Annotated in this window: 20 protein-coding genes, 1 tRNA gene and 2 pseudogenes; 16 read left to right on the top strand and 7 right to left on the bottom strand. The window is 64.4% G+C overall.

What is annotated here, in order from left to right; translation table 11 throughout:
• Positions 1–93: 93 nt before the first annotated feature.
• The 4 genes and pseudogenes from ACMDCM_RS09195 to ACMDCM_RS09180 all read left to right on the top strand — a co-directional run.
• Positions 94–1,824: pseudogene (locus tag ACMDCM_RS09195) on the top strand (putative bifunctional diguanylate cyclase/phosphodiesterase); the annotation flags it as partial.
• 268 nt (positions 1,825–2,092) lie between these two features.
• Positions 2,093–3,241, top strand: coding sequence for an ABC transporter ATP-binding protein (locus tag ACMDCM_RS09190; protein WP_412773279.1), 1,149 nt, complete (start codon positions 2,093–2,095; stop codon positions 3,239–3,241).
• Entirely contained in the window at positions 3,238–4,152 is a 915-nt protein-coding gene (locus ACMDCM_RS09185; RefSeq protein ID WP_412773278.1) for an ABC transporter permease, read from the top strand. Before ACMDCM_RS09190 ends, ACMDCM_RS09185 begins: the two co-directional genes overlap by 4 nt.
• Positions 4,152–4,970, top strand: coding sequence for an ABC transporter permease (locus ACMDCM_RS09180; RefSeq protein WP_412773277.1), 819 nt, complete (start codon positions 4,152–4,154; stop codon positions 4,968–4,970). Before ACMDCM_RS09185 ends, ACMDCM_RS09180 begins: the two co-directional genes overlap by 1 nt.
• A 38-nt stretch (positions 4,971–5,008) precedes the next feature.
• Here the strand turns inward: ACMDCM_RS09180 and ACMDCM_RS09175 are convergent, their stop codons facing one another.
• Entirely contained in the window at positions 5,009–6,937 is a 1,929-nt protein-coding gene (locus tag ACMDCM_RS09175) for an AsmA family protein (RefSeq protein WP_412773276.1), read from the bottom strand.
• A 235-nt stretch (positions 6,938–7,172) separates the two neighbouring features.
• On the opposite strand from ACMDCM_RS09175, the gene ACMDCM_RS09170 reads away from it, so the two are divergent.
• The gene (locus tag ACMDCM_RS09170; protein ID WP_412773275.1) at positions 7,173–7,880 is read left to right on the top strand and encodes a CoA transferase subunit A; all 708 of its coding nucleotides are present in this window, start codon (positions 7,173–7,175) and stop codon (positions 7,878–7,880) included.
• A gap of 177 nt (positions 7,881–8,057) precedes the next feature.
• Positions 8,058–8,708 carry a 3-oxoacid CoA-transferase subunit B gene (locus ACMDCM_RS09165; protein ID WP_412773274.1) on the top strand — a complete coding sequence of 217 codons (651 nt, stop codon included), beginning with the start codon at positions 8,058–8,060 and terminating at the stop codon, positions 8,706–8,708.
• Positions 8,709–8,864: 156 nt separating this feature from the next.
• On the opposite strand, the gene ACMDCM_RS09160 is transcribed toward ACMDCM_RS09165, so the two are convergent.
• Positions 8,865–9,458 carry a hypothetical protein gene (locus tag ACMDCM_RS09160; RefSeq protein WP_412773273.1) on the bottom strand — a complete coding sequence of 198 codons (594 nt, stop codon included), beginning with the start codon at positions 9,456–9,458 and terminating at the stop codon, positions 8,865–8,867.
• A 103-nt stretch (positions 9,459–9,561) separates the two neighbouring features.
• Entirely contained in the window at positions 9,562–12,537 is a 2,976-nt protein-coding gene (locus tag ACMDCM_RS09155) for a PAS domain-containing protein (protein ID WP_412774713.1), read from the bottom strand.
• Positions 12,538–12,820: 283 nt separating this feature from the next.
• On the opposite strand from ACMDCM_RS09155, the gene ACMDCM_RS09150 reads away from it, so the two are divergent.
• The 3 genes from ACMDCM_RS09150 (at position 12,821) to ACMDCM_RS09140 (ending at position 14,200) form a co-directional block, all read left to right on the top strand.
• Positions 12,821–13,204, top strand: coding sequence for a phasin (locus tag ACMDCM_RS09150; protein WP_412773272.1), 384 nt, complete (start codon positions 12,821–12,823; stop codon positions 13,202–13,204).
• Positions 13,205–13,420: 216 nt separating this feature from the next.
• Entirely contained in the window at positions 13,421–13,834 is a 414-nt protein-coding gene (locus ACMDCM_RS09145; protein WP_412774712.1) for a phasin, read from the top strand.
• Between the two features lie 289 nt (positions 13,835–14,123).
• Positions 14,124–14,200 (top strand) — tRNA-His (locus tag ACMDCM_RS09140).
• A 119-nt stretch (positions 14,201–14,319) separates the two neighbouring features.
• Here ACMDCM_RS09140 and ACMDCM_RS09135 read toward each other — a convergent pair.
• Together ACMDCM_RS09135 and ACMDCM_RS09130 are read right to left on the bottom strand one after the other, a co-directional pair.
• The gene (locus ACMDCM_RS09135; RefSeq protein ID WP_412773271.1) at positions 14,320–14,457 is read right to left on the bottom strand and encodes a hypothetical protein; all 138 of its coding nucleotides are present in this window, start codon (positions 14,455–14,457) and stop codon (positions 14,320–14,322) included.
• 271 nt (positions 14,458–14,728) lie between these two features.
• Positions 14,729–14,974, bottom strand: coding sequence for a CsbD family protein (locus ACMDCM_RS09130; protein WP_412773270.1), 246 nt, complete (start codon positions 14,972–14,974; stop codon positions 14,729–14,731).
• Positions 14,975–15,158: 184 nt separating this feature from the next.
• On the opposite strand from ACMDCM_RS09130, the gene ACMDCM_RS09125 reads away from it, so the two are divergent.
• Entirely contained in the window at positions 15,159–15,857 is a 699-nt protein-coding gene (locus ACMDCM_RS09125; RefSeq protein WP_412773269.1) for a hypothetical protein, read from the top strand.
• Between the two features lie 373 nt (positions 15,858–16,230).
• On the opposite strand, the gene ACMDCM_RS09120 is transcribed toward ACMDCM_RS09125, so the two are convergent.
• Complete coding sequence (locus ACMDCM_RS09120; protein WP_412773268.1) at positions 16,231–17,094, bottom strand: N-acetylmuramoyl-L-alanine amidase; 864 nt, start codon at positions 17,092–17,094, stop codon at positions 16,231–16,233.
• A 297-nt stretch (positions 17,095–17,391) separates the two neighbouring features.
• On the opposite strand from ACMDCM_RS09120, the gene rsmH reads away from it, so the two are divergent.
• The 6 genes from rsmH (at position 17,392) to mraY (ending at position 24,844) form a co-directional block, all read left to right on the top strand.
• Positions 17,392–18,591 (top strand): 16S rRNA (cytosine(1402)-N(4))-methyltransferase RsmH, encoded by a 1,200-nt coding sequence (gene rsmH, locus ACMDCM_RS09115; protein WP_412773267.1) that lies wholly within the window; start codon positions 17,392–17,394, stop codon positions 18,589–18,591.
• A gap of 3 nt (positions 18,592–18,594) precedes the next feature.
• Positions 18,595–18,975 (top strand): cell division protein FtsL, encoded by a 381-nt coding sequence (ftsL, locus tag ACMDCM_RS09110; protein ID WP_412773266.1) that lies wholly within the window; start codon positions 18,595–18,597, stop codon positions 18,973–18,975.
• A complete protein-coding gene (locus ACMDCM_RS09105) occupies positions 18,972–20,729 on the top strand; it encodes a peptidoglycan D,D-transpeptidase FtsI family protein (protein WP_412773265.1) in 1,758 nt (585 codons plus the stop codon). The genes ftsL and ACMDCM_RS09105 overlap by 4 nt, the downstream gene beginning before the upstream one ends.
• 103 nt (positions 20,730–20,832) lie before the next feature.
• Complete coding sequence (locus tag ACMDCM_RS09100) at positions 20,833–22,290, top strand: UDP-N-acetylmuramoyl-L-alanyl-D-glutamate--2,6-diaminopimelate ligase (protein WP_412773264.1); 1,458 nt, start codon at positions 20,833–20,835, stop codon at positions 22,288–22,290.
• Positions 22,287–23,726 carry a UDP-N-acetylmuramoylalanyl-D-glutamyl-2,6-diaminopimelate--D-alanyl-D-alanine ligase gene (locus tag ACMDCM_RS09095; RefSeq protein ID WP_412773263.1) on the top strand — a complete coding sequence of 480 codons (1,440 nt, stop codon included), beginning with the start codon at positions 22,287–22,289 and terminating at the stop codon, positions 23,724–23,726. Before ACMDCM_RS09100 ends, ACMDCM_RS09095 begins: the two co-directional genes overlap by 4 nt.
• 11 nt (positions 23,727–23,737) lie before the next feature.
• Positions 23,738–24,844: a phospho-N-acetylmuramoyl-pentapeptide-transferase gene (mraY, locus tag ACMDCM_RS09090; protein ID WP_412773262.1), complete on the top strand. Its 1,107-nt coding sequence runs from the start codon at positions 23,738–23,740 to the stop codon at positions 24,842–24,844.
• A gap of 76 nt (positions 24,845–24,920) precedes the next feature.
• On the opposite strand, the pseudogene ACMDCM_RS09085 reads toward mraY, so the two are convergent.
• Positions 24,921–25,088 (bottom strand): annotated as a pseudogene (locus ACMDCM_RS09085) (GIY-YIG nuclease family protein); the annotation flags it as partial.
• Positions 25,089–25,105: the final 17 nt, after the last annotated feature.

Genomic DNA, 25,105 nt, shown 5'->3' with positions numbered 1-25,105 from the left:
GCCGGAATTGGGGTTGCCGCCGTTTGCTTGCTGGCGGCCGTCTTCTGGATGACGTCCGCGCTGCGCAAGGCCCGGCGCTCGCGTCTGCGCAGGGATGCATTCGAGCGCAATTCGCTGTCGCGCGAACTGGAAGAAACAAAGCGGTTTCTGGAAACCGTGGTCGATAACATTCCGGTGTCGCTGATCGTCCAGCGCGCCAGCGACGGCCATTATCTGCTCGCCAACCGGCGCGCCGAAACGATTCTCAATCGCCGCCGCGAGGATGTGATCGGGCTGACCGCATCGGATATCTTCGACCCGCGCGCGGCAAAGCAGATCCTTGCCCGCGACGAGGCGGCGATCACGAAGGGCGGCTTCCAGACCCAACATCCGATCAGCACCAGCGAGGGATTGCGGTTGTTCCTGACCCGCCGCGTTACCGTGACCACTGACGACGGCGAACCGCAATATCTGATCAAGACGCATGAGGACGTGACCGATCGCCGTCAGACCGAGTCACGCATGATGCACATGGCCTATCACGACGGGCTGACCGACCTGCCGAACCGCACCGCGTTCCTGAAAGCGCTGTCGCAAATGATCGAGTCGTGCCAGGCAACGAACGACGAGTTCGCGGTGCTGTCGGTCGATCTTGACGGCCTCAAGGAAATCAACGACGTGTTCGGCCACTCGTTCGGCGACAAGCTGCTGATCGAGGTGGCCCATCGCATTCAGGACACCGCGCATGGTGGCCTCGTCGCAAGGTTGAGCGGCGACGAGTTCGGCCTCATCATCGACGGCAAACAGCCTGCCGTGGGCAAGGCGCTTGCCGAAAAGCTCGGCGAGGCGATGGCGCCGGAATTTCTGATCGACGGCAAATCCGTCCGCGTCGGGGTAAGCAGCGGCATCGCACTGTTTCCGCGCGACGGCATCGAACCGGCCTCGCTGCTCGCCAATGCCGGCGCGGCATTGTTCCGCGCCAAGGCGAAATCGCGCGGCTCCATCAGCATCTTCGAACCGGACATGGACCGGCAGATCCGGGATCGCCGCGCGTTGCATCAGGACCTCTCGAACGCCGTCCGCAACGGCGAGCTATCGCTGCACTATCAGCCGCAGGCACGCACAAGTCGCAGGCTCCTTGACGGTGACGTGACCGGCTTCGAGGCGCTGGCGCGATGGAGTCATCCGACCCGCGGCTTCGTTCCGCCCGTCGATTTCATTCCGCTCGCCGAGGAGAGCGGCCTGATCGTGGCGATGGGTGAGTGGATCCTGCGCGAGGCGTGCAGGGAGGCCGCGTCATGGCCCGAGCCGAAGCAGATCGCGGTCAACCTCTCGCCGGTGCAGTTCATTCACGGCGATCTGGTCGGCCTTGTGCATTCGATTTTGCTGGAAACCGGCCTCAATCCGGGCCGGCTCGAACTTGAGATCACCGAAGGCGTTCTGATCGAGGACTTCGAGCGGAGCCTGGCGCTGCTGCGGCGGCTGAAGGCGCTGGGCGTTCGCATCTCGATGGACGATTTCGGCAGCGGCTACTCGTCGCTGAGCTACTTCCAGGCGTTCCCGTTCGACAAGATCAAGATCGACCGGGCGTTCGTCATGTATCTCGGGCGCAATCCGCAGTCCGCGGCGATCGTCCGGGCGGTCATCGGCCTCGGCCACGGCCTCGACGTGTCGATCCTCGCGGAGGGAGTCGAGACCTCGGAGCAGCTTGGTTTCCTGGCCGACGAAGGCTGCGATGCGGTCCAGGGCTATTTCATCGGCAGGCCGGCTCCGATCGCGCAGTACGCTTCCCTGGTCGGGCGTTTGCCCCGTACTCCCGAAGCAATCTGCCGCAAGGCCGGCTGACGGCCGCATTCGCCGTGAATTCCGGGCCGATCGGGCCACCGAGTTCCGGCCCGTCCGAGTCGCGACAGCCGTGTCGCGAAGGAAGCGGATTTGACATTCGCCTTTCAATTGGGCGCAATCTCCCGCACCTGAATGTCGCATCCAAAACTGCGCCTGCAACGTGTATTGCCTCGGTTCGTTTGACCTCGACATTCGCAAGGAGAGACTGGTTGGAACGTTGCCGGAATCGGATCGCTGGCCGTCATCGCGGGAAGCGAGGCGGGATGGAATGACTGACGACGCGAGACGGACCCTTGATGCGGCGGGGACGGCCGGCATGGCGCTGCTGCAGGTCGAGGCGATCGTCAAACGCTTCGGCGAATTTTCCGCGGTCGACCGGTTGTCGCTCGACATCGCAGCGGGGGAGTTTTTCGCGCTGCTCGGGCCGAGCGGTTGCGGCAAGACCACGCTGTTGCGGATGCTGGCGGGATTCGAGACGCCTGATTCCGGTCAGATCCTCCTCGATGGCCACGACATCGCGCGCGTTCCGCCGCATCAACGTCCCGTCAACATGATGTTCCAGAACTACGCGCTGTTTCCCCATCTCAGCGTGCGGGACAATATCGCGTTCGGCCTCAAGCGAGCGGGCCTGCCGCGCGCGGAGATCGAGGCCCGCGTCGCGGAGATGGTCGCGCTGGTGAAGCTCGAGGACATGGAAAGGCGCAAGCCCGACCAGCTCTCGGGCGGCCAAAGGCAGCGCGTGGCGCTGGCGCGGGCGCTGGCGCGGCGTCCGCGGCTGCTGCTGCTCGACGAACCGCTGGCTGCGCTCGACAAGAAGCTTCGCGAGAATACGCAGGCCGAGCTGATGCGGCTGCAGCGCCGGCTCAAAATGACCTTCATCATCGTCACCCACGATCAGGAAGAGGCCATGATGGTGGCGGATCGTATCGGAGTGATGAACTCGGGGCGCCTGGAACAGGTGGCGACGCCGCGGCGGCTCTATGAAGCGCCGAATTCGCGCTGGGTCGCCGGGTTCGTCGGCGGCATCAATATCATCGACGGCGTGGTCGAGGCGCGCGACGCCGGTCGCGTGAGGGTCGCGACAGGGGATGCCGGGCAGGTGATCGCGGCCGCGCCATCGCAGCCGCTGACAACAGACCGGATCTGCGTCGCGATCCGCCCGGAGAAGGTTCGCTTGTCGCGGTGCGGGCCGGAGGCGGACACCGGAGACGCGGTGGAGATCAACCGCCTGGAAGGCGTCGTCGCCGGCGTCAGTTATCTCGGCGGTCAGACCCTTTATCAGGTCAGGCTCGACAGCGGCGCGGTGCTGCGCGCTTCGGTCGCCAACACGGCACGGCTCGACGTCGATGCCTTCCGTGCCGCCCAGCGCGTGGTGGCGCGGTTCACGCCGGACGATTGCGTGGTGCTCGACAGATGAGCGGGCGGCGTCTCTTCTCGGCCCCGGCCCGCCGGGCGGCGGTCATACCCTTTTTGTGGATGCTGCTGTTCTTCCTGCTGCCGTTCGGATTCGTGCTCAAGATAAGCCTGTCCCACACCACCATTGCGCAGCCGCCCTATCTGCCGGTGTTCGATCCGGCGCAGGGCCTGGCCGCGATCAAGGCGGCGCTCGCGGCGCTGTCGCTTGAGAATTTCGCGCTGCTCGCGTCGGACCATATCTACCTTCTGTCCTACCTGCGCAGCGTTGTCGTCGCATCGACGTCCACCGCGATCCTGCTCGCGGTCGGCTATCCCATGGCCTACGGCATGTCGCGGTTGCCGGCGCGATGGCAGCCGATCGCGATGGTTCTTGTGATCGTGCCGTTCTGGACCTCGTTCCTGATCCGTGTCTATGCGTGGATCAACATCCTTCAGCACGATGGCATCCTCAACAAGACGCTGCTGGCGTTGCATCTGGTATCGGCGCCGGTGGTCTGGCTGTCCACCGACACGGCGATGTATCTCGGCATCGTCTATTCCTATCTGCCGTTCATGATCCTGCCGCTCTATGCGACGCTGGCCAAGATCGATCCCGCGCTGCTCGAAGCGTCTTCCGATCTCGGCGCCTCGCGGCTGGCGACGTTCTGGCTGGTGACGCTTCCGCTGTCGCTGCCGGGTGTCGGCGCAGGCGCGCTGCTGTGCTTCATCCCGATCGTCGGCGAGTTCGTGATTCCGGATCTGCTGGCGGGCTCAAGCTCGCCGATGATCGGGCAAACCCTATGGCTGGAGTTTTTCACCAACCGCGACTGGCCGGTGGCGTCGGCGCTCGCCGTCGTCCTGCTGGCGCTGCTGCTGGCGCCGCTCCTCGTCTACGAGCGGATGCAGCGCCGCCAGCTCGAGGGGAGAAGGTGATGGCAAAGCCCGCGCTCGCCAGACTGTCGCCGTTCAACATCACCTCGCTCACGCTCGGGCTGGCGTTTCTGTACCTGCCGATCGTCGTTCTCGTGATCTATTCGTTCAACGCCTCGCGGCTGGTGACGGTGTGGGGCGGCTGGTCGCTGCGCTGGTACGTCGAGTTCTTCAACGATGACGCGATGCTGTCCGCCGCCGCGATGAGCCTGCGGGTCGGCGCGGTCTCGGCCACGGCGGCCACCATCCTCGGCACGCTCGCGGCGGTGGCCCTGACCCGCGGGGAAAATTTCCGGGGGCGCACGCTATTCTCCGGAATGCTGTACGCGCCGCTGGTGATGCCCGAAGTCATCACCGGGCTGTCTCTGCTGCTGCTGTTCGTCGCGGTCGATGCGGAGCGGGGGTTCTGGACCGTCACGATCGCGCATACCACGCTGACCATGTGCTTCGTCGCCGTGGTGGTGCAGTCGCGGCTCGGATCGCTCGATCGAAGCCTCGAGGAGGCCGCGATGGATCTCGGCTGCGATCCGCTGCGGGCGTTCCTCAAGGTGACGCTGCCGCTGATCCTGCCGTCGGTCGCGGCGGGGTGGATGCTGGCTTTCACGCTGTCGATGGACGACCTGGTGATTGCGAGTTTCACCACCGGGCCGGGCTCGACGACGCTGCCGATCCGGATCTACTCGGAAGTGCGCCTCGGCGTGAAGCCGGAGATCAACGCGATCTGCACGTTGATCGTCGGATCGATCACGCTTGTTATCATCGCGGCATCGCTGGCCTCGAAGCTGTCGAGCCGGCAGGGCGAAAGCGCCGCGCCATTGTGATGACGGGCGCGACCCGGGAGGGCTCGCGACGGGGAACGTCAGTTCGTGCGCGGTGCGCCGGATTCCGCCGGAGCGGCTGGAGCGGCCGCCTCGGGAATTGTTTTCTGGTTGGTGAGATGCTCGATCACCGAGCGAACCGTATCGCGGGCCTTGCGATCCTTGACCGCTTCGAGCAACGGCGCCGACGCCTTGGATCGGCGGATCAAGCTTTCCGGATCAGGAAAGATCAGCGGGTCGTCCCACGGCCCCTGGATCACGAACGGCAGGTCGAAGGGGTCGGCGTTTGCCGCCGGCGTCAGGCTTGCGACGCCCTTGAGGTCGTAGTCGCGCGCTGGCACCGAAGCGGTTCCGGTCAGGGTCATACGTGTAGCCGGCCCCTCGACGCGCACGTCGGTTGCGACCGCGACGCCGTCGTTGAAACGGAGAGCGATGTTCAGCGTGTCGAACGGCGTCTTGCCGTTGCGAAAATTACCGCCGGAGAGCGGCCGGCGCTCCAGCCGCTTCAGCAAGTGCTCGACATTGAACCCGCTGATGGCGCCGTCGTGCCCGGTCAGTGTCGCCGTTCCGTCGAGCGATTGCGCCAGCTCGAACGGACTCGATCCCTTGGCCTCGAGCGAAACATTCAGGTTGCCGCGTCCGGAGAGCTTGCCGGTGCCGAACAGATCGCTGGCCCAGGCTTGCAGATCGACGTCGGTGAGCTGAAACTGCGCCTTCACCTCGGCGTCCGCATCGGCGCGCGAGATGCCGAACGATCCTTTGGCGATTCCGTCATAGATTTGCGCTTCGCCGATGCTCAGCGCCAACGTTCCATTACGAAGGTTGGCCCCGAGCGCGGTTTTGCCGAGCCTGGTCGATCCGACCGTGATCTTCGCCGCCGAGAGCCGCATGTCGAGGTCGGTGGCCGACAACGCATGCAGATCGAACAACTGTCTGTTCCAGTCGCGGGCGCTGCCGGCAAGCAGGCGGATGGTCTGGACATAGGGCGTGAAATCGACCGCGCCGGCGGCCAGCGTCGCCTGCAGGGTCTGCCGCCCGTTGTTGGCGTAGGTCATCACCCCTTCGGCGACATTGCCGTCGATCTCGAGGTTGACGTTGGTCAAGGCGATCGATGCGCCGATCGTGCTGGCGCGCGCCTTGAGCGCGAAGCGGCCGAACCCGCCGCTGCCGGGCGGAGGCTGCCCGATCCAGGCCAGTGCCTCGCGCAACGAGGCGCTGTCGGCGGTCACCGTGCCTTCCATCATCAGGCTGACCGGGTTTGCGACCGTGCCGTCGAACGCGAATTTCAGCGGCGCGCTGGCAATCCTGACCTTCAGGCCCGAGCGCTCGCCGGACAGGGCCGCGAGGAAATCGCTGAGGCTGATGCTGCCGTCGACGCGCTCGCCGCGCCAGTCGAACTGCCCGGTCGCGGCGAAGGAGCGGGAGATCGAGGGCCACGCCAGCGACAGGTCGATGTCGCCGAGATTCTCGGAGACCTTATTGGCGGCATCCTCATAGCTGAGTTCGCCATCCTGGATCCGGATTTCGGAGAACGAGACGGGCTGGTCGGCTCCGGGCTTCATGGTTCGCGCGATCGTTTCCACGAACGGCGTCCAGTTGCTTTGACCGTTGGCGGCGCGCGTCACGCGGATGTGAGGACGCAGCATCATGACGTCTGCGATCTGGAAATGCTGCATCAGCAGCGGAATCAGGCGCAGATTGGCGGTGAGCACATCGACGCTGAGCGCGGGGGCATCAGCGTTGCTGCCCTTGATGCGGACGTCGTGGAAGGAGACGTAGCTGCGGGGAAAAATCGAGACGTCGATGTGGCTGTCGGCAGTGAAGTCGAGCCCCGTCACGGCGCGGATCTGTGTTTCGACCGCGCTACGCAAGGCATCTCGGTCGAGCAGCCGAGACATCGCGATCAGCCCCGTTAGTCCGATCAGCGCAACTCCCAGAATTGCCGCGACCGATATTCCCAGGCGCTTCATTCCTCGGGCCATCGTCTCAATGACATATCCGGGTTGGTTGACGCTCGCCGGGTGGTCGGGCACCGGTCCGGCTGGCCGCAACTTGATCGGTTTTCTTGACGCTTTCAAGGCCGCCGGCGGGGCTATGGGGCCGCCATACCTCCAATTGACGCCCCTGGAGGATTTTGCCTAATACTCGCCACGAACCATTCCGGCGCGCCGGCAGGCGGCGCCTTCCTTCTTCAGGTCGCACCTCATGAACAAGGTTTACCCCGACGCCAAATCGGCTCTCGACGGCATCCTCCGGGACGGCATGATGATCATGTCCGGCGGCTTCGGTCTCTGCGGCATCGCGGAGACGCTGGCCGATGCGATCCGCGACTCGGGCGTCAAGAATCTGACGGTGGTGTCCAACAACGCAGGTGTCGATGGCATCGGACTGGGCCGGCTGCTCGAGACGCGGCAGATCCGGAAGATGATCTCGTCCTATGTCGGGGAAAACAAGTTGTTCGCGCAGCAGTACCTCGCCGGCGAACTCGAACTCGAATTCAATCCGCAGGGCACGCTGGCCGAGCGCATTCGCGCCGGCGGCGCCGGCATTCCGGCGTTCTACACCAAGACCGGCGTCGGAACCCTGATCGCCGAAGGCAAGGAAGTGAGGGAGTTCGACGGCGAGAAATACCTGATGGAGCGCGGGCTGTTCGCCGATCTCGCCATCGTCCACGCCTGGAAGGGTGACACCGCCGGCAATCTGGTCTACCGCAAGACCGCGCGAAACTTCAATCCGATGATGGCGACCGCGGCGAAAATCACCGTCGCCGAAGTCGAACATCTGGTGCCCGCGGGCCAGATCGACCCCGACCACATCCATACGCCCGGCATTTTCGTCAAGCGACTCGTCGAGGTCGGCAGCGCCAGGAAGCACATCGAATTCCGCAACACCCGCCCGCGTCCGGCGGCATGATCCCGAAGTGGCCTTCCGGTTTTCGGAGCAGACCATGCCGAAATGAATGAAAGCCGCGGCACTGTTTATACGCCGTCATTGCGGGCGCGGCGAAGCCATCCAGCGCTCGGGATCGAGAGCGGATCGCTTCGTCGCTTCGCTTCTCGCAATGACGATACAGGAAGACAGGAGAATCCAATGGCCTGGACCCGCGAGCAGATGGCGGCGCGCGCCGCCAAGGAACTGCGCGACGGCTATTACGTCAATCTCGGCATCGGCATTCCGACGCTGGTGTCGAACTTCATCCCCGACGGCATCGACGTGCAGCTCCAGAGCGAGAACGGCATGCTCGGCATGGGTCCGTTTCCCTATGAGGGGGAGGAGGACCCCGACCTCATCAACGCGGGCAAGCAGACGGTGAGCGAACTGCCGACCACCAGCTATTTCTCCTCATCCGACTCGTTCGGCATGGTGCGCGGCGGCCATATCGACCTCTCCATCCTCGGCGCGATGCAGGTGGCGCAGAACGGCGACCTCGCCAACTGGATGATCCCCGGCAGGATGGTCAAGGGCATGGGCGGCGCGATGGATCTCGTCGCCGGCGTCAAGCGCGTCGTCGTGGTGATGGAGCATTCCGCCAAGGACGGCCCCAAGCTGCTCAAGCGATGCACGCTGCCGCTGACCGGCGAGAGGGTCGTCGATATGGTCGTGACCGATCTTGCGGTGTTCACCATCGACAAGCACGGCAAGGGCGGCATGGTGCTGATCGAGCTCGCCGACGGCGTTACGCTGGAGGAGGTCAAGGCGAAGACCGAAGGCGAATTCCGCGTCGCGCTGAAGAAGGCCTGATCTGCGGCAGCGCTGTCCCCGCTCCGCCGGAGCCTTTCCGCTTCCGATGGAATCAGAAGCGGGCTCTATGTTTTGATTTGACGTCTTTTCTTTACGCGAACCGGTAGCCATCCTCGGGTCAAGCCCGAGGACATGCTTCGCTTGAAAACGCTCTGATTAACGCCGTCCGCCGAGTTCCCTGGGCAGCAGGCTCGAGCTGATGTCGCCGTCTGCGAGGCCGGATTGTTGCTGCGTGTAGCCGGCCGAGAACGACAGGCTGAGGTTCGACGTCGGCCGGATTTCGACGCCCGCATGGACGCCGTAGGCAGGGGTTGCGCCGGCGGCGGGGCTGAACGACGTGATCGTGCTGAAGACGTCCGGGTTGTATTTCAAGCTATCGACGCCGCCGAACAGCGTCACCGGCGCGTCGCCCACGCCCTTGAAGGTGTAGCCGAACTGCGAGCTTTCGTAGGACAGCGAGTTGCCGAACGCGCCGCCATAGAAATCGCTCCGCCCGAAGCCGTTCGTCAGTGAGTTGACCGGGGCGCTGTAGGTTCGGAAAGAAAATCCGCTCTTCTCGGTTCGTTCGACGTCGAAGCCCGGAAAGTTGCCATAGGTTGCGCCGCCGGCGGGCTCAGTTGCATAGCCGACGCCGAACGGTCCAAATGGAATCCAGTATTTCACGGGCTCGCCCTGGGCGTGCGCTGCGGACCAGCCCAGGCAGAACGCGGCCGCTAAAACCAGATGATGCTTGCCTGAAAATGTCGCCATCCGGGCTCCGGTGATCACACCGTGCGACTATATGCCAGCGGGCTGTCGGAGGCTAGCGGATGATCGCGACAAGCGGGTTCCCGTGTCGGCCATGTCGGCGTTGCTATTCCGAAACGAGCGCCTTCGCCTGCGCAAACACCACCTCGATCAGCGTGCCGGAATGCGGGCCGGTCCTGATGTGGAACTGTGCGCGGTTGGCTTCGACCAGCGCCTTGGTGAGCGACAGGCTGACGCCGGCGCTCTCGAAAGCCTGATCGCTTGGCGCCGGCGTGCGGAACGGCTCCGTCGCGGCGGCCAGCTCGTCGTCGTTGAGTCCGTGCCCGGTATCGCGCACGCGCAGCGCCACGTCGCCGAAATCATTGATCGCCGTGGAGACGATGACCTGGCCGCCGGCGTTGGCGAGATGGACCGAGTTTCCGATCAGGTTGAGGGCGATCTGGCGCAGCGCCTGCGCATCGGCCACGACCGGCGGAAGCGTGTGCGCGAGCGAGGTGCGGATGATGATGCGCTCGCGATTGGCCTGCGGCTGCATCACCGCGACGCATTGCTCGACCAGTTCGTTGAGGTTCTGGTTGACGAAGGCGAGATCGAGTTTTCCGGTTTCGATCCGCGACAGGTCGAGCAGGTCGTCGATGAATGCGATGATGCGTTCGCCGGAGCCGCGGATGTCCTTCATATATTCGACGTAGCGTTCGTTGCCGAGCGGACCGAATTTCTCGTCGCTCATCACTTCGGCAAAACCGATGATGGCGTTGAGCGGCATTCGGATTTCATGACTGATCCGCGCCAGCACCTCGGCCTTGGCGTTGGCCGCGCGATCGGCCTGCCGTCGCGCCTGGGACAACTCGGTCTCGATCTTCCTCGCTTGCGACAGGTCGCGGAACACCGCGAAAAAGTTGGGGCCGTCGGTTTGCGTCCGGCCCATCGTCATCGATAGCGGGATCAAGCCGCCCTCGCGCGCGCGGCCGAGCACCTCGCGGCCATGATCGAGCAGGCTTGCGACGCCGTCGCCCGCAAGTCCGTTGAAATAGTCGCGCACCGCGCCCTGGCTCTCCGGTGCGAAGAGATCCGTCAGATTGAGCTGCGCGAGACCGTCCCCGGAGTGGCCGAACAGCGCTTCGGCGCTGCGGTTGCAGGCGGTGATGCGTCCGCTCTCGCCGAACATCAGGATGCCTTCGGCCGCGGTGTCGAGGATGGCGCCGAGTTCCTCGGCGGTGGCATGACCCGCGGGAGAAGGCGCTGCACCCGTGCAGATCAGGGCCTGCGCGGGCTCGCCATCCCAAGCGACCACGAAAAGCCGGGCGGCGATCGGCTGTTGCGGTGCGCCCGATGGCGGCGTTGAGGAGACCGTGACGGGAGAGCCGGTAGCAGGCGTGCTATCGGCGGCGGGCATGTCGGATTCGACCAACAGGGCATCGAGTCCGCCGGCCTGTTCCAGCGCATGCAGGTCGTCGTACCCGACTTGTGCGAGAAAGGCCGGGTTGGCGTAAAGCACGCGGTCGGGCCGGTAGATCATCACGCCGCTCGGGAGCAGGTCGAGCACCTGGCTGTCGCGCGCGCCGATGGCCTGCGGCGGGGGTCCGGACGATGACAATCCGTCCGCTTGCGGTTCGGCTGCATCGGGTGTTTCGGCAACCGGCTGCTTCGCGGCGGCCTCGGGTTCGACGGCGTCCGGCCCGCCCTCCAGCCGCGCCGAGAGCTGGCGCGCCAGCTCGTTGAAGGCGTTGTTCTCGATGGGGGTGAGCGAAAGCTGTTTCGGGTCGGCCGGGGACCTGAACGGCAGGACATTCTTGGGCGTTTCCACGGCGGTGTCCGGTTCTGCTGGCTGTTGCGAGGATTCGGCGGGAGTGACCTCGGGAGATGTCGCTGCGCCCGCCGGCAGCGGATGGGAGGCCTGGTTGAGCGAGACTTCGTCACGCCGATTTGCTGCGAGCCGCGCCAAACCTTCGCGATCGCGACAGACGCCGAAGCCGCGATAACCCGCGAAATTATGCGTGCGATCGTAGACCGGCAGTCCCGACATTTCGACGGACAGGCGCGCGTCGGACCCGTCGACCGGCCAAAGCAGCGTGATGCCGCTCCAGGTGTCGCGGGTGGCGACCGCTTTTGCAACGCGGCCTTCGGGGTCGAGCCCGAACACCTCCGTGATCTCGTTCCACAACCGGCCGAAACCGGCCGCCGTGCGCATGCCGATCGCGCGGGTGAAGTCGTCGGAGCCGAGCGAAAAGCGGCCGTCGGCATCCATCCGCCACATGAAGCGCAGGGGATGACGGCGCATCCGAGCTACGGAATCGCGCGACGGAGTATCGTCAGGCGAGGGCGATGCATCGACGGTCGGCAGGGGCGGAACGGCCGCCTCGCTCGGTGACGGCGGTGCGGATTGCGGTTCAGCCAGCGGCGACGCGCTCCCCGAGGCGGAGGGCTCCGCAGCTTGCGGCGCGAGCAGGGCGACAAGCCCGACGTCGTCGCCGCTGCCGACACGATGCAGCGTCATATGCAACGGCCCTGCCGTGGTCTCGGCATGGCCGTCGCGCAACGCGTCTTCGCGCGCGCCCTCCAGCCCGACTTCGGCAAGACTGCGAAAGCCGGGAAGCGTCCGCGCCGCGTCGCTGGCGGCGACCAATCTGCCGTCGCGCGCAAATGCGGCAATCGGCGCATCGATGCCGTTCACCAATCGTTGCAAGCGTTCGATCAGCGCCATGCCGCCGCTCGCCGGCTCCACGCAGGTGATGATGATGCCGCTGCCGCCGTCGGAGAAATCCAGCCGCGCGCAGGCGCAGGTGACGAGACCGCCGAGCGCGCCGCCGAAGCCGCGCAGCCGTTCAAGCCGCACCGCGCCGGCCGGCGGCAGCCGGTCCGCGAACCGGGCCACCTGACGCCGGTGCGCATCGGCTGGGCCGAAGTCTCGCGACGCAAGCGCAAGAGCATTGACGGCGCCGAATATCGAGGCGCCGACGGGATTCGCCCACAGGATTCGGGCGCCGTCGAGCGACCAAAGCCACGCCGGCTGCGCGCCAGCCGCATGAACGGCCAGCCGTGGATCCGTCACGCCCTGCAACTGGAAATCGGCGCTGATCATGGGCACCGTATGTTCATCGTCTCTTGTCGCCTGCCGCGGCTGCGCATGTCGGGTTTCACGGACGGCAGTCCTAACAGATCGTCAGTATCGTGTCCTACCCGGCCGAGGTCCACGACCCCGCCTTCGCAATCCCCGCTAAAGCCCGGATAACCTTAATTCGACGGCCGTCCATGGACCTCCGTGGGCGGTGACACGTTGAGATGTTGCAAAAACAAACCAGAGGTCCACGATAGGAACCCATGAAAGGGACCAGCGCGCGGGCCTGCAACAGGAGTGGCGAACCATGGGTGATGAAGGGCGTGACCGTTTCGAAATTCCGAATGACGTTCGCTCGATGGTCGAGGCCGGTCTTGAGCAGGCGCGCAAGACATTCGAGGGTTTTCTCAACGGAGCGCAGCAGGCGGCCAGTTCGATCGAGGGGCGCAACGTCGCGGTCCGCAGCAGTGTTCGGGACATCAGCAGCAAGGCGATCTCATTTGCCGAGCAGAACATGACTGCCTCGCTGGACTATGCCGAGAAGCTTCTCCGTGCCACCGATCTGGCCGAGGTGATGCGGCTGCACACCGAGTATGTGCAAAGTCAGATGAAAGCGCTGACCGAGCAGGCGAGTGAGATAGGTCAAAGCATGGGCCGGGCCACCATGGAAGCGGGGAAGCCCAAAGACTGACGCCGGCGGCTTCCACTCCCGACGCCAGCCTTCAAATCTTCCGGAAACATATCTTGCGTCGCAATATCTTGTTGCATTGCACAATCGACATGATAAGAATGTAGCATGCCGCCCGCGACTTCGGGATCGATGAATCTCGAAATTCGGGCATCCGTGATCCGCGAAGGCACGTTCGCAGGATTACGCGAGGTTTCACCGATGCGAAGGACAGATGCCATGGCCAACTCAACAGATCCGTTCGAAGTCCCCGAGCAGGTACGTGCATTCGCCGAAAAAGGCGTCTCGCAGGCCCGCGACAACTACGCGAAATTCAAGGAGGCCGCGCAGAACGGCAACGGTGCCATCGAGGCGGTGTTCAGCGCTGCCAGCAATGGGGTCCATGCCTATTCCGCCAAGCTTCTCGATTTCGGCCAGGCCAATACCAGCGCCGGGTTCGATTTTCTGCAGGAACTGGTCGGCGCGAGGTCGCTGACCGATGCGACCGAGGTGTGGAGCGCCCACACGCGCAGACAGTTCGGGACCTTTGCGGCCCAGGCCAAGGAGCTGGCTGAACTGGGCCAGAAGATTGCCACCGAGACCGCCGAGCCGATCAGGACCAGCACGTCGAAGCTGTTCCAGCCGGTCGTCTGATCGAGCGAACCGATTCGCGAGCCGCGACAACCCGGACCGGCTGGCCCGGGTTGAGTCGTTTGGCGTCGTCCTTGAAGGGATACGCACGCCGGACGCTCCCGATCCGCGCGGCCAGCCGGACCCCTTGCTATCGACAGGCAAATGGCCAAGGGCCACGGACGTCGGCGGGGGTGATTTTAAGCGGCCGGCTTCGCGATAGCGGATCGTTGCGGCCTTGCCAAAGCAAGGCGTTGCTCCTAGTTTCCGCCCCGTTCACAAGCCGTTTTTCTTGTCCGGGCGTGGACCCGATGCAGTTGTAGCTCAGTTGGTTAGAGCGCCTGTCTGTGGAACAGGAGGTCGGTGGTTCGAGCCCACCCAACTGTACCAATACGTACAATCACTTAAACACGCCAAGCGGCTGCGAGGGCACGCCTGAACACAAGCAAGTCATGAGCAGCAAGTCATGAGTCAAGCCAGGATGAGAGACCTCGCAAGCCAGTCAGCACTCATCTAAAAAAGCCGAGGCTGGCCGCCACAATAAGCGCGAACCCGACGAGGAATGCTACAAGTCCGAAACCGCTTGCGGCAAGGAACAGATTGTTAGTCGGCCCCTGCGGCATTGGGTCATCGCGGTCTTCATCCATGATGGCCTCCTGTTTTGGAGGTTACACGTTGGAGCCGACAAGGTTCCCTTGTGGGTTCAGAAAAGCTTGGGCTGCAGTCGCCGCCGGGGAAAGACAGCACATCGGCCGCATTCCCCGGCTGGCTGCCGTATATATTCCGAAACGGCGAGATAAAATTTGACGATGAGGCGGCCGAACCGCCGGGTTAGCGCGTATCCCGCAGATGAATACGCGCTAATTATTTGTTGAGCATTCTTCCGCCTAAGCGGACCTCACCTGGCCGTAAAAAACACTAATACCCCATCCAGCGAGGTGGTTCGTTCAACGTATCGGGCCACGACTGCGCCTTGGTATACCAAGTGTCGACTTCCTTTTTTGCGTAGTCGTTTCCGTACCCGTACCGCTGTTGCAGCTTCTTTTCGAGTTGCTCGCGGTTGCCGGAAATTTCCCAGAGATCGTCGAAGGTGAACTTACCCCACTGATCTCTGACCTTGTACTTGACCTGATCCCAGTTTTGTTCGATCCGGTTCCAGTCCATTGCTAACCCTCCTTCATCGTTAAGAGACGGAGACTAACCATTGGATGATCTTACTTCGCTCCGATTTTGCTAGATGTCTAATAGTCGCATGGCAGCGGAGCGCGAGCTCCGCGGTTTATGTGCATCTGCGAAGCAAGAGATTGCTGCATCGCCGATTTTGATTGTCCAGGGGAGCCGTCGCACGATGCAGAAAACTGGAAGCGGAAAATACAGAACGTCCTTTCCGGATCCGGACGCGACCGAGTTCGCTCACGACCTTGAGGAGTACAGCGCGCCCGATCTTCCCGAGCGGTTGAGCCGTCCCATGAGGGTCGACCTGGGATTGCTGGAGCGGATCGACGCTGTCAGGAAAGCCGAAGGGCCCGTCGGCGAGCACTCGATCTGGTCGCGATGGTACGATTCCCAGGTCGAGGAATTGCGAGGCCGGTGGATGGCGCTCTTCGACTTCTACAAGATCGCCGCGCGGTCGCCGGAAGACGCCTGGATGCAGCTCGCGACCGCCCTGGCGCGGGATTTCGTTCCGGGCCTTCTGGTGGAGAATGTCTTTCCGACCCAGGATCTTCTTATCGAACAGGCGCGTCTGTTCACCCTGATCACGGAAGTGTCGGAAGCCGTGCGCGCGCGGCGCAATCAGGCGAACGGAAATCACGTATCGGAACGAACGGTCCTCGAACATGACTTCTTCAACGGGGATCCGTGGAATGCCGATCTGTTCGGGAAAAAGCCGGACAGTGCCGATACGCTGACAGTAAGATTCTCGCGGGAGAAGGAGCGTTTCGCGAGGCTGCTGATCGAGCAATATTGGTCAAAGGCCGCGATCCTGTCCTTCTTTGCCGACTCCGGTCTCGAAGCGCCCGAATTCGTTGCGAACCTGACCGGGTGATTGAAACCTGAGGATCACCGATACCGGCCCGCAGCTTGCAGGCTTTCCCCGCTCCATCCAACACGAGCGTCGACATGGCGTGGGTGGGATGGCGCGGCCGGCATGGCGACGGTCGAACTGATTTAGGGCTGAACAAGCCATCCGCCGCTGCCGTTACTGAAACGGCCGACGTCCAGGCGCGAAAAGGTCGCACACGCCGGGAACGGGTTAGACAAAACGCGTGCCGATGCGTTGGTGCCGCAGCCTGAAACCGGCAAAATAGGCTACGTCCATCATCCCCGTCGCGGCCGGTTGTCACTCAGCGTGTGCCACCGACAACGTCCAAGACTATACGACGGTTTCATTGGCTTTTCCATCGCGGTAATCCATGCTTTTAGCTGGTTTCGCGCGACGCCGTGGCGGCTGCGGCCGGCAGGTTCTCGAGCAGAGCCCGCAGCGTATTCAATGTCGATTGATCGGCCAGACCATCGACGCGCTCGGGCCGGAAGTGCCGCTGAAAGGCTCTGACCACATCCGTGGTCGTGTTGTCGAATATCCCGCTTGCCTTGATGCCGTAGCCGTATCGCGCCAGCGATTGCTGGAGCGCGCGGACATCGTCGCCCTCGCTGCCGCCTTTCAGCACGTCGCCGGACACGATCGGCGCCGGCCGAACCCAGTGCCCGACGCCGGAATCCGCCAGCGAGTGCCAGGGGAATTTTTCGCCGGGATCCTTTTTGCGTGCTGGCGCGACATCGGAATGGCCGACGACGCGATGGGCCGGAATGTCGCGCCGAAGAATAATGCCGCGGCACAGCGCGATGACGGCGGCGATCTGCCGTAGCGGAAAATCCGGATAGCCCCAGTCGTGGCCGCGATTGACGATCTCGATACCGATCGAACAGGAATTGATGTCCTCCTCGCCGGCCCACGAGGCGACGCCGGCGTGCCAGGCCCGTTTCGCCTCCTGGACGCATTGCACGACGCGACCGTCCTCGAGCACGACATAATGTGCGGACACGTCGGTCCCGGAGGTGCATAGCCGCGCCAGCGCGCCCTCGACGTCCGGCATCCCGGTGTAGTGCAGCACAATCATGTCCGGCTGCCGCCCTTTGGCGCGGTCGCCGAAGTTCATGGAGGGCACAGTGTCGGAGACGACGGATGAGTCCGGGACGAAGGTCGGCATTCCAGCGATGGCCTTGGGGATCGGGAGGGGGCGTCGATGCCTGAATTCAGCAGACGCGAACGAACTTGATAACATGCAACGATCCAAAACGGGCAGGAGAACGACGCGCCATCCGAAGCGCGTTTCGATTTATCCCGCGACTCATCAGGATCACTATCCGGACGCGCGAGGCGCCAGGCAATCAAAGCAGGACAACCTCGCGTGTTTTCCCCCGACTTTGGAGGGTTGCATCTCGCGCCGTGCGGCTGCCCGCGACAACTCGATTCCAGCCGAAACCATCAACCCTTTCTTAATGCTAACCGCCGTTACTGAGGGATGAAGTGCCGAACCGGTTTCGGGGCGGCCGAGGTCCCATTCGCGCTCGAAATCCCCATGGCAGCCCCTCAAATTCCATGCGGAAGCCCGGGTTTGTCGGCCTGTCTCCTGGCGAGGAAACTTGTGGGAACCGATCCGGCCGGCCTCGCCGTGGCGATGGGTCGCGGCGACCGGAGCGGCCGGCTGATTTTCGGGCATCCGGGGCGGAATGGGCGGGCGCATGTCGAGAGCGAGGCATCTGCGGACGAGAGGCGGGGCATGACGGTACCGCCGGTTCGCCATGTGCCCGTGCTCGGCCGCGAGGCCGTCGCCATGCTCGCGCCGCATGACGGCGGCGTTTACGTCGATGCGACCTTTGGGGCCGGAGGCTATTCGCGCGCCATTCTTGCCGCCGCCGATACCCGTGTGATCGGGATCGACCGCGACCGTACCGCCATTGCGGCTGGCTTCGGTCTGGTTGAGGAGTCCGGCGGCCGGTTGACGCTGGTCGAGGATCGCTTTTCCAATCTCGCCGCCGTCTGCGCGGCTCAAGGCGCCGATGTCGTCGATGGCATCGTCATGGATGTCGGGGTGTCCTCGATGCAACTCGACGATGCCGGTCGCGGCTTCTCGTTTCGCCTCGACGGTCCGCTCGACATGCGCATGAGCGGGCGCGGGCCGACCGCGGCCGACGTGGTGGCGCGCGCGTCGGAGACCGACCTCGCCAATATCATCTATGTCTTTGGCGAGGAGCGCCGCTCGCGCGCCGTGGCCCGCGCCATCGTTGCGGCGCGGCGGGAGGGGCCGATTCTCACTACGCGGGCGCTGGCCGATATCGTCTCGAAGGTGGTGCGCGCCCAGCCGCACGAGATTCATCCGGCGACGCGGACGTTCCAGGCCTTGCGGATTTTCGTCAACGAGGAACTCGACGAACTGAGCGCTGCGCTGGCGGCGGCGGAGCGCGTGCTCAAGCCGGGGGGCCGGCTCGCGGTGGTATCCTTTCACTCGCTGGAAGACCGCATCGTCAAGAACTTCTTCGCCGCGCGCGGCAAGGCGGGCGGCGGTTCGCGCCACCGGCCGGAGATCGAGCGGGCCGCGCCGAGCTTTGCCATCCTTACCAAACGTCCGGTGACGGCGGGGCATGACGAGGTGAGCGTCAATCCGCGCGCGCGCTCCGCCAAGCTGCGCGCCGCCGAACGCACCGCTGCGCCGGCGATCGCCGGCGCCGGCGAGCCTTCGGGCTGGCCCTCGCTCGCAGACGTGATGCGGGGAGGCTGATCGATGCGGATCATCCATTTCCTCGTGGTCTGCGCGCTGGTCTATGCGGCATCGTATGTCTACCGCATCAAGATGGATTCGACGGCCCGCACCGAGCGCGTGTCGCGGCTGCAGGCGCAGGTGCGCGAGCAGCGCGAGGCGATCGCGTCGCTGCGCGCGGAATGGGCCCGGCTCGATGCGCCGAGGCGCCTGCAGGTTCTGGCCGAACGGCATTTGAAACTGAAGCCTGTCGACGCCACGCAGTTCGATTCTCTCAAGAACCTGCCGGAGCGGCCCCCGACTCTGGTGCCGCCCGGCACCGCAGACCCGATCGGCGCCATGATCGAGATCGTCGACCCCGATGTCATCACCGGCTCCCTTCCCGCACCGGAGGGCCCGCGATGACCGGCCGGAACATGCTCGGTCGCGACAGTCGCGAGCCGTCCGCGGCCTGGACCCAGCGCGTGATCCGCAACCTGCTCTACGGACGCAACGTCGATCGCGCCGCCAAGGCGCGGGTGCGGGTCGGTCTCGTCATTATCGCATTCGGCCTGATCTATTCGGTGATCGCGGCGCGCCTCGTCATGTTCGCAGCGTTCCCGGACGACAAGGGAGGCCACCGCACCGTGTCGCAGGATGCGATCGCCACCGCGCGACCCGATATCGTCGATCGCAACGGCCAGATTCTCGCCACCGACGTCAAAGCGCCGAGCCTGTTCGGCGAGCCGCGCCGCATCATCGATCGCGACGAGGCGGTCGAGCTGCTGACGGCGACGCTGCCCGATCTCGAGACCGCGGAGGTTCGCCGGCGTCTCGGCACGCGCAAGGGCTTCGTCTGGTTGAAGCGCGAGATCACGCCGTCGCAGCAGAAGGAAATCCATAATCTCGGAATTCCGGGCATCGGCTTTTTACGTGAGAACAAGCGCGTCTATCCAAGCGGCCGCGAGGTGGCGCATCTGATCGGCCTGGTCAACATCGACAATCAGGGCATTGCCGGCATGGAGAAGTGGCTCGACAGCAACGGGCTTGCCGATCTGCATCGCGCCGGCTTCGCCACCGACCGTCTGCAGAAGCCGGTGGTACTGTCGGTCGATCTTCGCGTCGAGCACGCGCTGCGCGACGAGCTGGTCAAGGCCAAGGAGCGCTATCACGCCAAGGCCGCCTCGGGCCTGGTTTCCAACGTGCGGACCGGCGAAATCGTCGCGATGGTCTCGCTGCCGGACTTCGATCCGAACAACCCGAAAGAAGCGCATGATCCCGATCGCATCAACCGTTTGACCACGGGCGTTTACGAAATGGGATCGACCTTCAAGGCTTTCACGCTGGCGATGGCGCTCGATACCGGAAAATACGGTTTGAACTCGATGTGGGACGCCCGCGCGCCGCTGCACTATGGGCGTTTCAGGATTCACGACGACGAGCCCAAGGGCCGCTTTCTCAGCATGAAAGAGGTATTCACGTTCTCGTCGAATATCGGCGCCGCCCGCATCGCGCTGGCGCAAGGCGTCGAGGCGCACAAGGCGTTCCTGCGCAAGATGGGACAGCTCGACCGTCTGCGCACCGAATTGCCGGAAAGCGCCGCTCCGATCGTGCCGCGCAAATGGGGTGAACTGAACACCGTGACCATCGCCTTCGGGCACGGCATCGCGGTGGCGCCGCTGCAGGCGGTGATGGGCATCGACGCGCTGGTCAACGGCGGTTATCTCATTCCTCCGACCTTCCTGAAACGCTCGGAAGCCGATGCGATGAAGCTTGCGAAGCGGGTCATCAAGCCCGAGACCAGCGAGAAAATGCGCTTCCTGCTGCGTCTCAACGCCGAGATCGGCACCGCACGGAAGGCCGACGTGAAGGGCTATTACGTCGGCGGCAAGACCGGCACGGCCGAAAAAGTCATCCACGGCCGCTACGCGAAGAAAAAGGTGCTCACCGCGTTCACGGCGATCGTGCCCGCCGACAATCCGCAATATCAGCTTCTGGTCATGCTGGACGAGCCGCAGGCGACCAAGGAAACCCATGGCTTCATCACGTCGGGCTGGAACGCGGTCCCGACCGGCGGCAAGGTGATCGCGCGCATTGCGCCGCTGCTTGGAATCAAGCCGCGCTTCAATTTGCCGCCGTCCGACCGCCTTATTCTTGCGGCATCCAGGACGACGCAGTAAACGCAGCTCTTCTGGTGTCCTGAACCCGAGTTTCGTCCCATTTTCAGCGCGCGCACGGGATGCGAATGCTAGAATCGAACCACCGGGTCGGCGGCGGGGAACCATGAAACTTCGCGAGCTTTTCGGCGTCGATGCCGCCATGGACGCGCGCACGGGCGAACTGGCCGTCACGGGCCTCGCCATGGACAGCCGCGAGGTGAAGCCGGGCGATCTTTTCTTCGCGCTTGCTGGCTCAAAGACCGACGGCGCGCGGTTCATCGATGCCGCTGTCGCGTCCGGCGCCGTTGCGGTCGCCGGTGAGCACGCGCCGGCGGACGCGCGCGTTCCGTTCGTCGCGACGCCGAATCCGCGCCGCGCGCTGGCGAAGGCTGCGGCGCGATTCTATCCGCGCCAGCCCGCGACCGTCGCCGCCGTCACCGGCACCAGCGGCAAGACATCGGTCGCAGCCTTCACGCGGCAGATCTGGCAGCGGCTCGGGCATCCCGCCGCCAGCATCGGCACCATCGGCGTGGTCGCGCCGTCGCGCAACGTATACGGCTCGGTGACGACGCCCGATCCGATCGCATTGCATCGCGAACTCGATCAGCTCGCGGGCGAGGGCGTGACGCATCTCGCGCTGGAAGCGTCCTCGCACGGACTCGACCAGCATCGCCTCGACGGCGTGCGCGTGCGCGCCGCCGGTTTTACCAACCTGTCGCGCGACCACATGGATTATCATCCGACCGTCGCGCATTATCTCGATACGAAGCTGCGGTTGTTCCGCGAGCTGGTCGAGCCGGACGGCACCGCCGTGATTTCCGCCGACCATGATTGTTCGGGCACGGTGATCGAGGCGGCGACCGCGCGCAACATCCGGGTCATGCGTGTCGGCCGCCGCGGCGACGGCACGCATATCGGCATTCGCCTGGTCGGTGCGGCCATCGAGGGCTTTTCACAAAGAGTAACGCTCGAACACGCGGGACGCGAGCGCATCATACGCCTGCCGTTGGTCGGCGAGTTCCAGATCGAGAACGCGCTGGTGTCGGCGGGTCTCGTCATCGGCACCGGCGGCGATGCCGATCAGGTGTTCGCGGCGCTCGAGCATCTCGAAGGCGCCAAGGGGCGGCTTGAACTGGTTGGCGAGAGCAACGGCGCACCGGTTTTTGTCGATTACGCTCACAAGCCGGACGCGCTGGCGAAAGCGCTGCAGGCGCTGCGGCCGTATGCCAGGCGGCGGCTCGTGGTGGTGTTCGGCGCGGGCGGCGACCGTGACGCGGGCAAGCGTCCGCTGATGGGCGAGATCGCCGTCAACAATGCTGATGCGGTCATTATCACCGACGACAATCCGCGCAGCGAAGATCCCGCCGCAATCCGCGCTGCGATCCTCGCGGCCGCGTGCGGCGCGCGCGAGATCGGCGATCGCACCGAGGCGATCCGGGCCGCGATCGCGGGCCTGCAGCCCGGAGATGCATTGCTGATCGCCGGCAAGGGCCACGAAACCGGACAGATCGTTGGCGACCGGGTGTTGCCGTTCAGCGATCACGAGGCGGCTATCGCTGCGCTGACAGCGGGGGCGCCATGAGCGCGCAGCCGTTGTGGACACTGGACGCGATGGCTGCGGCGATGCGCGCCGAGAGGCGAGGGGCGTTGCCGGCGGCGATCGCCGGCATTTCCATCGACAGCCGCACCATCGCGCCCGGCGAGGCCTATTTCGCGATCAGGGGGGACGTGCATGACGGCCACGCTTTCGTCGATGCCGCCTTGAAGGCGGGCGCGGCGCTGGCGGTGGTCGAGGCCGCGCAGCGCGACAACTTCGCCGCCGCTGCGCCTCTGCTGATCGTCGAGGACGTGCTTGCAGCATTGCGCGATCTGGCGCGGGCCTCGCGCACGCGTCTCGCCGCGCAGGTGATCGCGGTGACGGGTTCGGTCGGCAAGACCTCGACCAAGGAGGCGTTACGGAGCGTGCTGGCCGCGCAGGGCGAGACCCACGCCTCGGTGGCTTCGTTCAATAACCACTGGGGCGTGCCGCTGACGCTGGCGCGCTGCCCGGCGGACGCGCGTTTCGCGATCTTCGAGATCGGAATGAATCACGCCGGCGAGATTGCGCCGCTGGTGAAGATGGTGCGGCCGCATATCGCCATCATCACCACGGTCGAGCCGGTGCATCTGGAATTCTTCTCCGGCGTCGAGGCGATCGCGGATGCCAAGGCGGAAATTTTCGAAGGCGTCGAGCCGGGCGGCGCCGTCGTGCTCAATCGCGACAACGCGCAGTTCGCGCGCTTGCAGAAGCGCGCCATGAAACTCGGCATCGCGAGGATCGTCTCGTTCGGCGCGGACGAGAAGGCCGATGCGTGCCTGCTCGACGTGGCGCTGCATCCGGCATGCTCGGCCGTGCATGCCAGAATTCTTGGCCAGGATCTGACCTACAAGCTCGCCATGCCCGGCCGCCACATGGCGATGAACTCGCTGGCGGTTCTGGCGGCGGCGTTGCTGGCCGGCGCCGATCTCGCGCTGGCGGGTCTTGCGCTGTCGCAGGCGCAGCCGGCCGCCGGACGCGGCGTGCGCCATGTCCTGACCGTGCCGAACGGCGAGGCGACGCTGATCGACGAGAGCTACAACGCCAATCCGGCGTCGATGGCGGCGGCGCTCGACGTGCTTGGTCGTGCCGAGATCGGCGCGCAAGGCCGCCGCATCGCCGTGCTGGGCGACATGCTGGAACTCGGCCCCAAAAGCGCCGCGCTGCACCGCGGCCTGATCGAGGCGATCAACGCCAACGCCGTCGACATGGTATTTTGCTGCGGCCCCCTGATGCGCAACCTGTGGGATACGCTTTCTTCCGGCAGGCGGGGCGGCTATGCAGAGGGATCGGGCGCGCTCGAATCGCAGGTGGTGGCGGCGATCCGCGCCGGCGACGTCATCATGGTCAAGGGTTCGCTCGGATCGCGAATGAAAGTGATTGTGACGGCGCTTGAAAAGCGATTTCCCGGCAACGCCGCGCACGACGGTGTCGCGGTTTAGGGTTTCATGAAATGTTTTACTGGCTGATCGATCTTTCCAACACGGTTCCGGGGCTCGGCGTTTTCAAGCCGCTCCTGAACGTCTTCCGCTACATTACGTTCCGCACCGGCGGCGCGATGGTGACGGCCGCGTTGTTCGTGTTCCTGTTCGGTCCCTGGATCATCGACAATCTTCGCCTGCGTCAGGGCAAGGGACAGCCGATCCGCGCCGACGGGCCGCAGTCGCACCTCGTCAGCAAGAAGGGCACGCCGACCATGGGCGGCCTGATGATCCTGTCGGGGCTTGTCGTATCGACCGTGCTGTGGGCCAATCCGCTCAATCCCTATGTCTGGATCGTGCTTGCGGTGACGCTCGGTTTCGGCATCATCGGATTCTACGACGACTATCTGAAAGTCACCAAACAGACCCATGCCGGCTTCGCCGGACGGACGCGCCTCCTGCTCGAACTGCTGATTGCGCTGGCCGCCTGCTATGCGCTGGTCCGCCTCGGCCGCGAGCCGTTCTCGACCGCTCTGGTAATTCCGTTCTTCAAGGACGTGGTGCTGGACCTCGGCTGGTTCTTCCTCGCCTTCGGCGCCTTCATCATCGTCGGCGCCGGCAATGCGGTGAATCTCACCGACGGCCTGGACGGTCTCGCCATCGTGCCGGTCATGATCGCGTCCGCGAGCTTCGCCATGATCGCCTATCTCGCCGGCAACGCCGTGTTCGCCGACTACCTCCAGATCAACTACATCGCCGGCGCGGGTGAACTCGCGGTGCTGTGCGGCGCGGTGCTCGGGGCGGGCCTCGGCTTCCTCTGGTTCAACGCGCCACCGGCCTCGATCTTCATGGGCGACACCGGTTCGCTGGCGCTCGGCGGCATGCTCGGCTCGATCGCGGTCGCGGTGAAGCACGAGATCGTGCTGGCGGTCATCGGTGGCCTGTTCGTGCTGGAAGCGGTGTCGGTGATCGTGCAGGTGGCGTCGTTCAAGCTCACGGGAAAGCGCATCTTCAAGATGGCGCCGATCCATCATCATTTCGAGCAGCTCGGCTGGACCGAGCCGCAGATCGTGATCCGGTTCTGGATCATCTCGGTGATGCTGGCGCTGGCGGGCCTCTCCACGCTGAAGCTGCGGTGATTTTTCGTCATGGCCTGGCATAGCCGTTCGAAGAACGGCGTTCTGTCGAACGCCTATGGTCCCGGCCATCCACGCCTCAAGCGATCGTTTTGTACAAATCGTCCCAGTTCGGATTGCCTATGATAATATTTCGAATCTTCTGGGCGCGAGGCCAGTGCTTGATGTTGTGCTCCCGCTGAATCGCTGCTCGAATATCCTCAAACCTCTCGAAATAAATCAGACGTTTCAGTCCATGCTGCTTGGTTCAATTATGAAAGACAT

Source organism: Nitrobacter sp. (assembly GCF_047149785.1).
Lineage (GTDB): Bacteria > Pseudomonadota > Alphaproteobacteria > Rhizobiales > Xanthobacteraceae > Nitrobacter.
This window is presented reverse-complemented; position numbering and strand designations above follow the sequence as displayed.